The sequence below is a fragment of the Bifidobacterium sp. ESL1133 genome (genome assembly GCF_058107325.1).
In genome coordinates this window covers 134,110-149,898 of sequence record NZ_JBYLUI010000002.1, presented here as the reverse complement: position 1 = coordinate 149,898, position 15,789 = coordinate 134,110, and the positions used below count along the sequence as shown (strand labels likewise).

Here is a 15,789-nt window from a genome sequence, read left to right as displayed (position 1 = left end):
GCGCCAGATTATCAAGCGTCCCGCGTATAAGGCGGTCCATATGAAAGGCCTATGAGACTGCCTATATGGAAATTACCCTTATGAGACTGCTTATACGAGGGCAGTCTCATAATGCTGCGATGCGTGCCAGAGAACTCGAACGCTTTTATTCTCCGCCTTTGAAACCAAGCTGACGCCACGCCTCGTAGATGGCGATCGACGCACAGTTCGTCAGATTGAGCGAGCGCAGGCTCGGGCGCATGGGCAGACGCACCTGCTCGGCCACATGTGGACCGGCCATAATGTCCATCGGGTCGGGAATGTCGCCCGGCTCAGGCCCGAAGAGCAGGATGTCGTCCGGCCTATATTCGACCTCTGTGTAGTTTTTGGTGGCGTGCGCGGTGAATGCGATGATGCGTGAGTTCGGCATGGAGTTCACCAAGTCGTCAAAGTCAGGGTGCAGCACCACGTGCGCCATGTCGTGGTAATCCAGCCCGGCTCGGCGCAGTTTGGTGTCGCGCAGGTTGAAGCCGAGCGGTTCGACCAGATGCAGGATTGTGCCGGTCACGGCGCACAGACGAATGGCGGAACCGGTGTTGCCCGGGATACGGGGGGAGTAGTAGCACAGGTGAGGGGTGACTGTGGGGGTGGCGGCGGCCTCATGGGCGCTCATCATTGCGTCGGTCACATTGATCGGGTTGCCATGTGCGTCGGTGACCAGCTCGTCGGGCCCGTAGTTCGACTTGCGATAGCCGTATTCGTACATATCGCTTACCTTGGCTTGCGGGTCGGCTTGTGATCCTGCCGCAGAATCTGTCTGTGAATGCGTGGTGGCATCGACCTGTTTGCTGTGCGTCGGTTGTACGGCGGAATCTGCTTGTCCACTGTGTGTCGGTTGCATGGAGGTGCCGGCTTGTTCGGCATATTTCGGTTGTATGGTGGCACCCGTCTGTTGGCCGCATTTCGATTGTATGGTGCTACCGGTCTGTTTGTCGCGTTTTGACGGCATGGTATTCTCCGTCTGCCCGTTGTGCGTCGGTTGCATGGAGATGTCGGTCTGTTCGGCATATTTCGGTTGTATGGCGGTGTCCGTCTGCCCGTCTTGTTTTGAGTGCTGTTCGTTCATGTGCTCAAGTGTCATATCCCCAAAATATCGCCGTGAACCGACAGACTAACGGGTGGATTTACGAACGAACGCAACCAAACCGTCGCTGAGCTCCACTGAGCGTCGTTTCTGTTGCGTTTGTTGGTGAGGTTGCAGCGTTTCCGTCGCTGAAGTGCCACTGAACGTCGGTTTGGTTGCGTTTGTAGGTCGTGTCGCAACATTTCCGTCTCTGATATCGTCTCAGCGTCGTTTCTGTTGCGTTGTTGGTGCTGCTGCGATGCTTCCGTCGTTGGACGTCGATGAGTGTAGACGAGTGTTGTTGGGTGACGGTTTGGTTACGTTTGTTGGTGGTGTCGCAACGTTTCCGTCACTGAGTGCTGCTGAGCGTCGTTTCTGTTGCGTTTGTTGGTGAGGTTGCAGCGTTTCCGTCGTTGAGCGCTGCTGAGTGTCGGTTTGGTTGCGTTTGTTGATGGTGGCGCAGCGTTTCCGTCGCTAGGAGGGTATCAGCGACGGAAACGCTGCTGCATCATGAGGAGTGAAGATTGGTGTGGCGGTTGCTATGTTGTGGGGCTGGTGTGATCATTGGTGAATTGTGAGATATGACGGTTAATAGCTAGTGGGTCGTGGGATGTGGCGGTTGGTGTTGTGATTGTCGCGTTGTGAGGTGTGACGGTTGGTGGACTGTGTGGTGGTTGGTGGATTGTGTGGTGGTTGCTGGTTAGTGGGTCGTGGTGGGTTGTAATGCGTAAGGCGTGGTGGTTGGCGTTGTGATTGTTGCGTTGTTGGTGTGACGTTTAGTGGGTTGTGAAGTGTTGTGATTGCCGGGTTATGAGGCGTGGTGGTTGGTGGGGGCGTGGGGTTTGCTGGGTTGTGAGTCGTGGATGAGGTTTGGCAGTTGATGCGTTGGTAAGTGCGGTGATGGGGGTGCGCGACCGAGATGGCGGAGTCTGCGCTATTGGACAGATAGCGCTGTTAGCAATTGCACAATATGCCGGCTCTTGTTTGATGTTGTTTGGTGACGACTTACGGCACAATAGGGGTGTGCCCCAGACCAAACCTCAACGAACGCCCCAATCAGTGACTGAGCCACAGCTATCTACTAAATCAGTGGCCCAGCCCCAACCGGCAGCCAAATCAGTGACCAAACCTCAACGAACGGTACCACCGTCATCATTGCGCCACATTCGCACCGGTCTGTTCGCTTGGTGGCAGGAGCATGCGCGTGACCTGCCATGGCGCTTCGGCCGCACAACACCGTGGGGCGTGCTGGTCTCGGAGGTGATGAGTCAGCAGACCCAGATGAGCCGTGTGGTGCCCTACTGGCAGGCATGGATGGAAGTATGGCCCACACCGCAGGCGCTCGCCAAGGCCAGCACAGCCGAAGTGATCACCGCGTGGGGCAAGCTTGGGTATCCGCGTCGTGCGCTGCGATTGCAGGAGTGCGCCCGCGTGGTGAGCGACCAGTATGGCGGGGAGTTGCCGCAGACCTATGACGAACTGGTTTCACTGCCGGGCATCGGCGATTACACAGCCAGCGCAGTGTTGAGTTTCGCGTTCCACCGCAAAGCGGCTGTGGTAGACACCAACATTCGTCGCGTGCTTTCTCGCGTATTCCTGGGCGAGGAATCCTTGGGTGGTTCCGCCACGCCGCGGGAACGGAAACTGGCACAGGAAGTGCTGCCTCGAGATAGGCAGGCAGCCGAGCACGATGATGTTGTGAAAGGTGCTTCACACGGCATGAAGCACCGGCCGAGTTCGTGTACCAGCAATGAGCCGGAAGGCATCGCTAAGCCAGAAGGTACCGTTGACATTACGGAAGATACCTCATATGCAGTGAAGCACCGGCCGAGTTTGTGTACCGGTAATGAGCCGGAAGGCATCGCTAACATTACGGACGACGCCGCGTGCGGTTCGGCCGTCCCCGCGAGCGTGACCTGGAATCAGGCAATCATGGAACTTGGCGCACTGGTGTGCACGGCGAAAAGCCCGATGTGCCAAGAGTGCCCTATCGCCGACTCGTGTGCGTTCCTGGCCGCTGGCAGACCGCACTTGGGGGAGAAACGAACCCGCCCGAGGCAGCGTTTCCAAGGCACTAATCGGCAGGTGCGCGGGAAGATACTCGATGCGCTGAGAGGTTTGGAACAGACGAACGGCACATTGCCTCGCACCAGTGTGGAAGCGCTGTGGGACGACCGGGTGCAGCTCGACCAGTGTGTCGCCTCGCTTGACGAAGACGGCCTTATCGTGATTCATCCGGACCGTTCGCTCAGCCTGCCACGCTGAATTCGTACGCAGCGCTAGACTGGGCAACATGGTTTCGCAATCCCAACATCCTCACCGTCCTCGTTCCAAAGGTCGTGGTAGTTCAATGGCCTCATCGGCAGGTTCCTCCGCACGCACCGGGCAAGAGGGGAAGCGTAAGGGAACGGCGCCCGCGGCGAAGCAGTCCGGTGCTGCGAACCGCTCGGATACGGCAACGCGAAGCATGAACGCCGTGTATTGGCGCCGTCGCATTGTGGTTGTGATAGCGCTTGTGGCGGTGTTGGCAGTGGTGGCGTGGAGTGTATACAGCTTGGGGCGTGGCGTGGTTGCTGCCTCGGCAGTGGCTGACGGGCGCAGGACTTCGACGCTGATACGCGACGCCGTACCCACACCGGATGGTGGTGGCTCGGCTGCGCAGACTTCCGCTCAGGTCAACTCGTCCAAGGCGCCGAAATATTGCAATGCCGACCATGTCACGCTTGAGCTGCAGGCGGATGTGCAGAGCGCACCGTTGGCCGGGTCGGTGAAATTTAATGCCACCGTGCGTCACAAGGGTTCCGGCAGTTGCCTGGTTGACGCGTCCGATGCTTCGCGAGTGCTGACCATCACCTCGGGTGACGACACCGTTTGGCAGTCGAACGTATGCCCGTCAGCTCCGCGCAAGCTGCTCATGGCGAGCGTGTCAGATATGAGCACCGATACTCAGGCCATCGTGTGGAATGCCGACCGCACCGGCACGCAATGCAAGGATGACAGCGTGCTGCCGCGAGTGGACCGTGGCACGTACGTGGCGCAGCTCAGTCTCAAGGACCATCCGCAGATAGTGAGCAACAAGGTTACCGTCAGCATCATTTGAGTTGATTTGAGTTGGGGACCAGGGTAGGTATTGGCCTATCGCAGGATATGTGCTCTGCGCTAGGCAAAAGGACGTTACAGTGCTTGATTGCTGATTACTGATTGTTATTGCCGACACGCTTATTGCGTGTCGTTTCACATCCATGTTCTGCTGCTGGAGAACTGTGTAGTTGAGTTCATAGAAGAATAAACAACAGCGATACCCATGGAGTGAAAACATGAGTAAAACGCAAAGGTGTAGCGCCTGCTGTTCTGTCTTGTGATAACCAATGATGATGAGGTGTACATGGTCAACACGGTGGAGTTGGAACACGTAGATTTTGGATATAAAAAGGATGCTCTGATCTACCGTGATTTGAATCTGTCTTTCGGTGTCGGCTTATATGGTCTGCTTGGGTCGAACGGTGCGGGGAAAACAACGTTGATGAACCTGATTGCCACACTGTCACAGCCTTCAACAGGTGTGGTATCCATCGTGGGCAATACGACAGGGGAGCGCCGCTCAAGGGCGGAAGCCAGAGCACATGTTGGCTATTTGCCGCAGCATTTTGAGATGATGAACGGTTCGACACTGCTGCATAATGTGCGTTATGCCGCCTGGACCCGCGGTTTGAGCGTATCGCAGTCTGATAGGGCCGCACGCCGCGTTATTGCCGAGGTGGGATTGAACGATGAAATCAACAAGAACGTGCGTCAGCTTTCTGGTGGTATGCGCCAGAGGGCGGGCATGGCATGTGCAATGGTGAACCGACCTGACGTGTTGATTTTGGATGAGCCGACGGTGGGACTTGACCCGATACAGCGAGTTGCCGTAAGAGATTTGTTTGACGCTTATGCACAGGAACATACGGTGATTATCAGCACTCACTTGGTTGAGGACCTTGCCGCAATCGCCGGTCGTGTTCTGGTGATCGATCATGGGCGCGTGCTCATGGAAGGTTCCGTGGACGATTTGGCGATGTACGGCAGCGACGACGATGCCACGATGACGGTCTGGGAATCAGGCTATCGCAACCTGATGGAATCCTCACAGGCGCATATATAGATAACGGGGCGCAGTACCGAGACACCGCCCGTATTGAGAAACGGAAGAGAATGGCAACGAAGGCAGCACACGCGCATAGCGGTTCGCGCATGGGAACCGTCCGAACCATGATATGGACGCTGACTCCGGTCAGTGTGATGACGTTGTTAGCTGCAATGCTTGTGTACCCATTGGCATTGTGGCTTTCGTATCGCAGCATGCCGAGTCTGTCGAATCTCACCTTTCAACTGTCGTTTGCGCACATTGTTCCCGATATTGTCGCAGGCATGTTCGCTGCATGGTTCAGCTCTAGAATCTCAAGCAATGGCAGTGTGATCGGTGCCCCTTGGATTGCCGGTGCCCCTCTGCGTCACAATGCCGTGCCGATGCTCAAGATAGTGTTCCTTGCGGGAGTGTTCTTTGCTGTCTCTGTCGTGCCTATGGTGATGACGTGTGAGGAGATAGGCACCTTCTCTGACATTCCTTGGGCGTTGATTGCGTCCGGTTGCCTTGTAGTGATGAGCATGGCGGCAATGGGATACGTGGTCGGGAGACTGACCGGCAGTCGGTGGTCGACGGTGATTGTTGGTGTCATCGTGGTTGTTGTGGATTGGGTTGGCGTGTTTCTACTGCAATACCCTTTTACCGACTCTGGCGTACAGGCGTCTTCTTGGGGTGACAGCAAGGCGCTCGTGTTCCCGATTCTTCCCGGCACGGTAGGGGAGCCTGGCATGAGGTTGTCTTCGGCTGCTCTGATGTGGCAAATGTTGTTCCGTGTGGCTCTTATCGCCATCTGCGTTGCAGCGTGTGTGTGGTATGAGTCATCATGGCGTGAGGGAATTGCTGTTAAAGCTGTCGCATTGGCATCATTCTTGGTGGTTATAGCACTGGTGTCCGTGGCAGTCAGCTCGTTTGGTCCGAAGGTGTGGCGCAGGGCGGAACCATTTACACCGGTATGCGAAAGCGGTGCCAAAGCCAAGATTGCCGTCTGCTCATATCCAAGCGATGCACTCAAACGCAAGCAGTATATGAAGTATGTCGATTCCGTTGCCCAATGGGGCATGGGAAGTGACGTACATGATGATTTTGTTGTGTTGTTGGGCAATGCGTTCGTGCCGGCGACGCGTGGCGGGCAATGGAACGTGGATGGCCGCGGAAACGACATGATTCGCCGACTGGGCTCCAACGTAATCCGATTGGATTCGGACGCTGACGGTCCAGCATCCAATTTCAGCGAGTTCACCAAGCAGTATACCGATGCCATGAATGCCGGTGCTGCTGACAAAGACGCTCCATCGGCGCATGAGCAGCAAGGCACAGACAAGGAGACTCTGGACACTGCGGATCGTATATGTGATTACATCAATGCGGTTCTACCTCAGCGAATGTCTGATTTGGCGGCATATGAGGCCACCGGGGAGTCCACACGAACCTATATCGAGGGATATAGCGGCAAAGACAAAGTACATACCGTTCTGGCCGAGGTGGATGATAGCGGGTTCCGAGCGTTCTACCAGCGTCATCATCAGCAGATTCAACAGCGCACCTTGACGGCTGAAGATGTGCTGCATGACAATATCGCTCAAGAAGTGAAAGATTGATCTATAATCATGGCAAAACATCGTAGACAGCAGGATCGAATGGCGACATTTCCTTTCGCTAATGCACCGCTATGGTTGCAGGGGAGGCATGCTGTTTCCGCGCTGTTTGCGCTGGGTATGGCAATACTGGTTCCGGTACTCAGCATTCTGCTGGGTAAGCGTGATGCCAATCGTTTCCTGGCGTTCGCTGATCAAGTCTGTCTGCCAGCCCTCGGCACGGCGCATAAAGCATTGCGCGGGAATATGGCGAGCGCGTACGTCGGATGTCCTCCGGCAACCCGCGAACAGGCGTTGGTGGTTCCTGTGGCCGAGGTTTTGGCAGTGGTGTTCATGGTGATGAGTTTGGTGTTGCTGTCCTCTTCAATGACCATCTGGGAGAGGTTTACCCAGCGCAGGTTGTGGCTGTATTACATGGCTGCGGCTGTTGCCGCGCAAGCGGTCGCGGTACTGTTCATATGGTGGCTGGGCGGGGCGGCAAGTACATCTTCTCATCGGGAAGCTGTGACGGTGGCATGCGTCAACATCATTATTGACATGGCTCTCATGATACTGGGGATGGCAGCAGCGGGCAGGTTCTACGGATTGGCTGTAGGAACCGTGCTTGTTATTGTCAATATTGCGACGCAGAAACTGCAAGCGAAAACCGGCTTTATGCTGCGCCTGTACACCACTCACGATACCGCTGGGACCGTTTCAGCTCGTGTCATCTTCTGTGTGGCGCTTCTGCTTGCCGTAGTTGCTTCGTTGTTGTGGTCGTTGAGGCGTGGTCAGGGAATCCAAGAGTAATGCTTACACGGTTCTTTACCTTGCAAGAGTACAGGATGGATTAGCGCTTATACCAACTTCGCGCCTTTGTCAAGCCGGATGGGTAAACTGTCGCGATACATGGGGTGTGTCATATTGCGGGCATGCTGCACATGCGAAAGGCCCGCAGAATCTCGCGGTTGTGCAGGCCTTTCGCGCAAGAATTGATTTGATTCAAGCAAGCGATAAGGAACGTCCATTTTGGCTGAACAGAAGCTCAAGACGAACACCACACAAGTCATCGCACGCGCCGACGAGAAGGACATCGCCGCGCACCTGGCCTCGGACCGTGTGAACTTCGGCTCCATCAAAGAGCCCATCGACCCGCCCTACCTCCTCGGGGTTCAGACCGACAGCTTCGACTGGCTCGTCGGCAACGAGCGCTGGAAGAAGCGCGTGGAGAAGGATTTGAAGGACGGCACCAACGTGGTGGCGCACACCTCCGGCCTCGACGAGGTCTTCGAGGAGATTTCCCCGATTGAGAACTTTGCGCAGACCATGAGCCTGACCTTCTCGGAGCCGTACTTCGAGGAGCCGCGCCACACGGTGCAGGAGTGCAAGGAGAAGGACTACACCTACTCCGCTCCGCTCTATGTCAACGCTGAGTTCGAGAACGGTGAGACTGGCGAGATCAAGAGCCAGACCGTCTTCATGGGCGACTTCCCTCTGCAAACCCCTCACGGAACCTTCATCATCGGCGGCACCGAGCGCGTCATCGTCTCGCAGCTCGTGCGTTCCCCGGGCGTCTACTTCAGCCGCGAGGCCGACCGTACGTCCGACAAGGAAGTCTTCGGCGCGAAGATTATCCCAAGCCGTGGTGCCTGGCTTGAGTTCGAGATCGACAAGCGCGACGTGCTCGGCGTGCGCGTGGATCGCAAGCGCAAGCAGTCCGCCATTGTCTTCCTCATGGCCATCGGCATGACCAAGCCTGAGATCAAGAAGGCGTTCAAGGACTACCCGCTGGTGCTTGATGCGCTCGAGAAGGAGCCCATCGAAACTCAGGACGAGGCTCTTGTTGACCTGTACCGCAAGATTCGCCCTGCGGACACTCCGACTGCAGAGGCCGGCCGTCAGCTGCTCGACTCCTTCTACTTCAACACCAAGCGTTATGACTTGGCGCGCGTGGGCCGTTACAAGATCAGCCGCAAGTTGGGTCTGGAAACTGAGGGAGCTGACCGTTCCCTGAGCCAAGACGACATCGTTGCCACCATCAAGTACTTGGTGGCTTTGCACGCCGGCGACAAGACCTTCCCGGGCAAGCGCGATGGCGAAGACGTGGATCTGCGCGTGGAAGTGGACGATATCGATCACTTCGGCAACCGCCGCATCCGCCAGGTGGGCGAACTGGTGCAGAACCAGCTGCGCACCGGCCTGAGCCGTATGGAGCGTGTGGTGCGCGAGCGCATGACCACTCAGGACGCCGAGGCCATCACACCGCAGTCGCTGATTAACATCCGCCCGGTGAACGCCACCATCAAGGAGTTCTTCGGCACCTCTCAGCTCAGCCAGTTCATGGATCAGAACAACCCGCTGTCCGGTGTGACCAACAAGCGCCGTCTCTCCGCTCTGGGCCCCGGCGGCCTGTCGCGTGACCGTGCCTCCATGGAAGTGCGAGACGTGCACCCCTCCCACTTCGGACGTATGTGCCCCATCGAGTCTCCTGAAGGCCCGAACATCGGCCTCATCGGCTCGCTGGCAACGTTCGGCCGTGTCAACCCGTTCGGCTTCATCGAGACCCCGTACCGCAAGGTCGTTGACGGCCACGTCACCGACGAGATTGAGTACATGACCGCCGACCGTGAGTCTGAGCACGTCATCGCTCAGTCCAACCAGGAGCTGGACGAGAACGGCAACTTCGTGGATAAGACCGCCCTGGTGCGTTCCGCCACCGAAGAAGCGGTCGATGTGCCGATCAGCTCCGTGGACTACATGGACGTTTCCCCGCGTCAGATGGTTTCCGTGGGTGCTTCGCTCATTCCGTTCCTTGAGCACGACGAGGGACACCGAGCGCTCATGGGTACCAACATGCAGCGTCAGGCCGTGCCGCTCGTCAAGTCCGAGCGCCCCTTGGTGGGTACCGGTGCCGAATGGCGTACCGCAGTGGATTCCGGCGACACGATTCTGGCCGAGAAGGCTGGCGTGGTCACCTATGTTTCCGCCGACATCATCCGTGTGATGAACGACGACGGCACCACCTCGAGCTACAAGCTGGAGAAGTTCCAGCGTTCCAACCAGACCACCTCCTACAACCAGGTGCCGCTCATCAAGGACGGCGAACGTGTTGAGGTCGGCACGGTGCTGGCTGATGGCCCGGCCACCGAGAAGGGTGAGCTCGCCTTGGGCAAGAATGCGCTGGTCGCCTTCATGCCTTGGAATGGCTACAACTACGAGGACGCCGTGATTATCTCCCAGCGTCTCGTGCAGGACGATACGCTCTCCTCGATCCACATCGAGGAATACGAGATTGACTCCCGTGACACCAAGCTCGGGCCTGAGGAGATCACTCGCGACCTGCCCAACGTGGGCGAGGACGCGGTGGCGAACCTCGACGATCGCGGCATCATCCGCATCGGCGCCGAGGTAGAGGCCGGAGACATTCTGGTTGGCAAGGTAACCCCGAAGGGCGAGACCGAGCTGACCCCAGAGGAGCGCCTGCTGCGCGCCATCTTCGGCGAGAAGAGCCGCGAGGTGCGCGACACCTCTCTGCGTGTGCCTCACGGCGAGTCCGGCACGGTCATCTCCATCAAGGAAGTGACTCGTGAGGATGCCGAGGAGGACGGCGACGAGCTGCCCAGCGGTGTCAACCAGATGATTCGCGTCTACATCGCCCAGCACCGTAAGATCACGGTGGGCGACAAGCTTTCCGGCCGTCACGGCAACAAGGGCTGCATCTCGCGCATCCTGCCCGAAGAGGATATGCCGTTCATGGCGGACGGCACCCCGGTCGACATCATGCTCAACCCCTTGGGCGTGCCGAGCCGAATGAACCTGGGACAGGTGCTCGAGCTGCACTTGGGCTGGATCGCCCACGCAGGCTGGAATATCCAGCTCGATCCAGACCTTGAGGCCGAGTGGAAGAAGCACGTACCGCAAGGCGCCGAGTCCGGCGAGCCGGGCACTCCGGTGGCCACTCCCGTCTTCGACGGTGTGCGTCCCGACGTGATTCAGGGACTGCTCAAGTCCACGCTGCCCAACGCCGACGGCGACAAGCTCGTGGGCGAGGACGGCAAGGCGCAGCTCTTCGACGGCCGCACCGGAGAGCCGTTCCCCAAGCCGATTTCCGTGGGCTACATGTACATGCTCAAGCTGCACCACTTGGTGGACGACAAGATTCACGCTCGTTCCACCGGTCCGTACTCCATGATCACCCAGCAGCCGCTGGGCGGCAAGGCTCAGTTCGGCGGCCAGCGCTTCGGCGAGATGGAGGTGTGGGCACTTGAAGCCTACGGTGCCTCCTACACGCTGCACGAGATGATGACCACCAAGTCCGACGACGTGGACGGTCGCGTGCGTGCTTACGGCGCCATCGTCAAGGGCGATAACCTGCCGCCGGCAGGCATCCCTGAGTCGTTCAAGGTGCTGTTGAAGGAAATGCAGTCGCTGTCGCTGAACGTCGAGGTGCTCAACGCCGAAGGCGTGGCCATCGACATGAAGGACAGTGACGACGACCCCTCGTCGGCCTCCGAAGATCTCGGCTTCAACATCGGCGCCCGCCCGGACACCTCCGCCAAGGAGGATCAGGTCGCGCCTCAGCCGGAATACCAGTAACCCGATTACCGGCCGGCACTGCTAGGGCGGTGCCGGCGGACTTTCGAATAGACAACGAAACACGTATCAATTCATAGACAGGACACAAGAGTGCTGGACGTCAACGCATTTGACAAATTGAGAATCGGATTGGCCACCACCGAGGACATTCACAACTGGAGCTTCGGCGAGGTCAAGAAGCCGGAAACCATTAATTACCGTACCCTGAAACCCGAGAAGGACGGCCTTTTCGGCGAGCAGATCTTCGGACCCACCCGCGACTGGGAGTGCGCCTGCGGCAAGTACAAGCGCGTGCGCTTCAAGGGCATCGTGTGCGAACGCTGCGGTGTGGAAGTCACACGCTCGCGCGTACGCCGTGAGCGTATGGGCCACATCGAGCTGGCCGCCCCCGTCACCCACATCTGGTTCTTCAAGGGTGTGCCGAGCCGTCTTGGTTACTTGCTCGACATTGCTCCCAAGGACTTGGAGAAGGTCATCTACTTCGCCGCCTACATGGTCACCGGAGTCAACGAGGAGCAGCGTCACCAAGACATGCCCGACCTGCAGGACGAGTTCGACACCGAAATCGCCAACATCCTGCGTCGTCGTGACAACGAGATCGAAGAGCGCGCCAAGAAGGTCGAGTCCGACATGGCCGAGCTTGAGTCCGAAGGTGAAGCCAAGGGCAGCGCCAAGGCCAAGCTGCGCAACTCCGCCGAGCGCGAGATGAAGGCTATTCGCGAGCGCTACGACAACCAGGTGCAGCGTCTGAACGCCGTATTCGACCGTTTCAAGACGCTCAAGGCCGGCGATATGGAAGGCGATGTGGATCTCTGGCAGGAGATGCAGGATCGCTACGGCGACTACTTCACCGGTTCCATGGGTGCCGAGGCCATCAAGAAGCGCCTGCAGGACTTCGACCTCGAGGCCGCAGCCAAGCAGCTTCGCGAAGAGATCGACAATGGTTCGGGCCAGCGCAAGGCGCGCGCCCTGAAGCGCCTGAAGGTAGTCAACGCCTTCCTGTCCACGAGCAACAAGCCCGAGGCCATGGTGCTTGACGCCATTCCGGTCATTCCGCCGGATCTGCGCCCGATGGTGCAGTTGGACGGCGGCCGTTTCGCCACCTCCGATCTCAACGACCTGTATCGTCGCGTCATCAACCGTAACAACCGTTTGAAGCGCCTCATTGAGCTCGGTGCCCCCGAGATCATGCTCAACAACGAGAAGCGCATGCTCCAGGAGGCAGTCGATTCGCTCTTCGACAACGGTCGTCGTGGTCGCCCCGTCACCGGTGCCTCCAACCGCCCGCTCAAGTCCTTGTCCGACATGCTCAAGGGCAAGCAGGGTCGTTTCCGTCAGAACCTGCTCGGTAAGCGCGTGGATTACTCCGGTCGTTCCGTGATCGTGGTCGGTCCTGAACTGCGTATGCACCAGTGCGGTCTGCCCAAGCCCATGGCTCTGGAGCTGTTCAAGCCCTTCGTCATCAAGCGTTTGGTGGACGAGAACTATGCGCAGAACATGAAGAGCGCCAAGCGTCTCGTGGATCGCGCTGACGGTTCGGTGTGGGACGTGCTCGAGGACGTCATCGCCGAGCACCCGGTGCTGCTCAACCGTGCACCTACGCTGCACCGTCTGGGTATCCAGGCGTTCGAGCCGATTCTGGTGGAAGGCAAGGCCATCCACCTGCCGCCGCTGGCATGCGCCGCCTTCAACGCCGATTTCGACGGCGATCAGATGGCAGTCCACCTTCCGCTGAGCGTCGAGGCGCAGGCCGAGGCACGCTCGCTGATGATGGCTTCCGACAACATCTTGAAGCCCGCTGACGGTCACACCGTCACCATGCCTTCTCAGGATATGATTCTGGGTCTGTACTACTTGTCCACCGTCATCGACGGTGCCAAGGGTCAAGGCCGCGTGCTCGGTTCCGTCGAGGAGCTGCGCATGGCTGTGGATCGTCACGACGTGGACGTGCAGGCCAAGGTGCTGGTGCGCTTGCCTCAGGACTTCGTGCTGCCGACCGACTGGGAGCCGAGCGAGATCGAGGTGGCCGATCCGCAGGACGGTGCTGCCAAGACGGTGAAGGAAGAGCGTTTCGCCGACGGTTCGGTGCTCTTCGCCACCTCGTACGGTCAGCTGGAATTCAACGGCACCCTGCCCACCGACTACCCGTTCGTCACCGAAAAGGTAGCCAAGGGCAAGCTGTCCAACATCGTTGACGACATCGCCACCCGCTATTCCACCGCACAGGTTGCCGCCACACTCGACGCGCTCAAGGATCTGGGCTTCACCCGGGCACCTTGGTCGGGCGTGACCATGTCGTTCTCCGACATCATGGAGCCCAAGGAACGCTTGGACATCATCGACGAGTACGAGGCGCAGGCCGACAAGGTCAACGACCAGTACGACATGGGTCTGCTTACGGAGGAGGAGCGCCGTCAGGAGCTCATCAACCTGTGGACCGAGTGCACCGACAAGGTCGCCGACAAGATGCGCGACAACTTCACGGACAACAACAACGTGAACATCATGGTGCAGTCCGGAGCTCGAGGCAACTGGATGCAGATTCGCCAGATCTCCGGCATGCGAGGCCTGGTGGCCAACCCGAAGGGCGAGATTATTCCTCGACCGGTCAAGTCCAACTACCGTGAAGGCCTGTCGGTGCTGGAGTACTTCATCTCCCAGCACGGTGCCCGCAAGGGTCTGGCGGATACGGCACTGCGTACTGCAGAGTCCGGCTACCTCACCCGTCGTCTGGTGGACGTCTCTCAGGACGTCATCGTGCGCGAAGAGGATTGCGGTACCAAGCATGGCCTGCCGCTCAAGATCGCGGAACGCGATGACGAGGGCAACCTGCAGCTCATCAAGGCCGCCGACGGTGGCCCGTACTCCCGCTTGCTGGCCAAGGACGTCATCGATCCTGCCGACGGCGAGACCGTGCTCTATCAGCGCGGCGACGCCTTGTCAATGGACGCTCTGAACGATATGGTGGCTCACGGGGTCGAAGAAGTCATGGCTCGTTCCGTGCTCACCTGCGAGTCCAAGCGCGGCGTGTGCGCCAAGTGCTACGGCTGGTCGCTGGCCACCAACCACTTGGTGGACGTCGGTGAGGCCGTCGGCATCGTGGCGGCCCAGTCCATCGGCGAGCCTGGTACCCAGCTGACGCTTCGTTCCTTCCACTCCGGCGGTGTGGCTTCGGCATCCGATATCACCCAGGGTCTGCCTCGTGTCACCGAGTTGTTCGAGGCTCGTACACCTAAGGGTGAGGCTCCGATCTCCGAGTTTGCCGGCACCGTGAAGGTGGAGGACACCGATCACGGCCGTCAGGTCACGCTCAATCCCGACGACGCCAACGTGGAGCCGATCACCTACCCGGTGACTCGTCGCGCTCCGCTGATGGTGCAGGACGGACAGCATGTCGAGCCCGGCACGCAGCTCATCGAGGGCTCCGTGGATCCCAAGAAGATCCTGCGCATTCTCGGTCCCCGTGCCGCACAGGTCGCCATCGTGGAGGGCGTGCACGACGTGTACCGCTCCCAGGGTGTGGATATCCACGACAAGCACATCGAGGTCATCGTGCACCAGATGCTGCGCCGCGTCACTGTCATCGATTCCGGCGACACCACGCTGCTGCCCGGTGAACTGGTGGATCAGGCGCGCTTCAAGGAAGCGAACATGGCATCCGTGCAGTCCAGTGGCAAGCCTGCGGCAGGTCGTCCCGAACTTTTGGGCATCACCAAGGCTTCGCTGGCTACCGACTCTTGGCTCTCTGCGGCGTCCTTCCAGGAGACCACGCGCGTGCTTACCGAAGCGGCGCTGGAGCAGAAGTCCGACGAGCTCAAGGGCTTGAAGGAGAACGTCATCATTGGCAAGCTCATCCCTGCCGGTACTGGTTTGGCGCGCTACCGCAACGCCAAGGTGGAGCCCGACAAGGCGATTCGCGACACCATCTACCCGAACTTCGGTCTGGGCGGCGACGGCGACGGCGGCTTCGCAGAAGGCGGCTCCGGCGATGTGGACTTCTCCACCATCGACTTCGGTGACCTGAACCTGGGCGACGACTTCAACCCCGACGATTTCCTCGATGACCAAGGCGGACAGGGCGACTTGGACGACTTCAACACAGGAGATGCTTTGGGTGACACCAGCATGGGACTAGGTTCCCAGTTCGGCGCGGATTCGCCGTTCGGCACCATGCCGATGAACGGCTTGGGCGACATGCCAGGTATGGACGCTCAAGGCGATACCAACGCGTGAGATAGTCGCGTGAAACCGTAACAGCGGTTGTTGAAGGCCCCGACGGAATGTTTCGTCGGGGCCTTCTCGCGTTTGCGCCGGCAGTGAGCGGGCATGGTGAATCGTAGACTGAACGTATGGCAGCGAGTACACGGCAGGAAACGGCAGACGATGCGCAT

General features: G+C 58.9%; 8 protein-coding genes. 7 read left to right on the top strand and 1 reads right to left on the bottom strand.

What is annotated here, in order from left to right; translation table 11 throughout:
• Positions 1–145: 145 nt before the first annotated feature.
• Positions 146–745 (bottom strand): tRNA (cytidine(34)-2'-O)-methyltransferase, encoded by a 600-nt coding sequence (locus AC3B5A_RS02810; RefSeq protein ID WP_489798948.1) that lies wholly within the window; start codon positions 743–745, stop codon positions 146–148.
• A 1,512-nt stretch (positions 746–2,257) separates the two neighbouring features.
• On the opposite strand from AC3B5A_RS02810, the gene AC3B5A_RS02805 reads away from it, so the two are divergent.
• The 7 genes from AC3B5A_RS02805 to AC3B5A_RS02775 all read left to right on the top strand — a co-directional run bounded on the left by AC3B5A_RS02805 (position 2,258) and on the right by AC3B5A_RS02775 (position 15,631).
• Entirely contained in the window at positions 2,258–3,367 is a 1,110-nt protein-coding gene (locus AC3B5A_RS02805) for an HhH-GPD family protein (protein WP_489798946.1), read from the top strand.
• An 85-nt stretch (positions 3,368–3,452) separates the two neighbouring features.
• Positions 3,453–4,202, top strand: a complete 750-nt coding sequence (locus AC3B5A_RS02800) for a hypothetical protein (RefSeq protein ID WP_489798686.1) — start codon at positions 3,453–3,455, stop codon at positions 4,200–4,202.
• A 285-nt stretch (positions 4,203–4,487) separates the two neighbouring features.
• Positions 4,488–5,246: an ABC transporter ATP-binding protein gene (locus AC3B5A_RS02795; RefSeq protein ID WP_489798684.1), complete on the top strand. Its 759-nt coding sequence runs from the start codon at positions 4,488–4,490 to the stop codon at positions 5,244–5,246.
• Between the two features lie 50 nt (positions 5,247–5,296).
• On the top strand, positions 5,297–6,826 hold the full coding sequence (locus AC3B5A_RS02790; protein ID WP_489798682.1) for a hypothetical protein: 1,530 nt from the start codon (positions 5,297–5,299) through the stop codon (positions 6,824–6,826).
• Between the two features lie 39 nt (positions 6,827–6,865).
• Positions 6,866–7,612, top strand: coding sequence for a hypothetical protein (locus tag AC3B5A_RS02785; RefSeq protein ID WP_489798680.1), 747 nt, complete (start codon positions 6,866–6,868; stop codon positions 7,610–7,612).
• 219 nt (positions 7,613–7,831) lie between these two features.
• A complete protein-coding gene (gene rpoB / locus AC3B5A_RS02780; protein ID WP_489798678.1) occupies positions 7,832–11,398 on the top strand; it encodes a DNA-directed RNA polymerase subunit beta in 3,567 nt (1,188 codons plus the stop codon).
• 90 nt (positions 11,399–11,488) lie between these two features.
• The gene (locus AC3B5A_RS02775) at positions 11,489–15,631 is read left to right on the top strand and encodes a DNA-directed RNA polymerase subunit beta' (RefSeq protein WP_489798676.1); all 4,143 of its coding nucleotides are present in this window, start codon (positions 11,489–11,491) and stop codon (positions 15,629–15,631) included.
• Positions 15,632–15,789 lie beyond the last annotated feature (158 nt).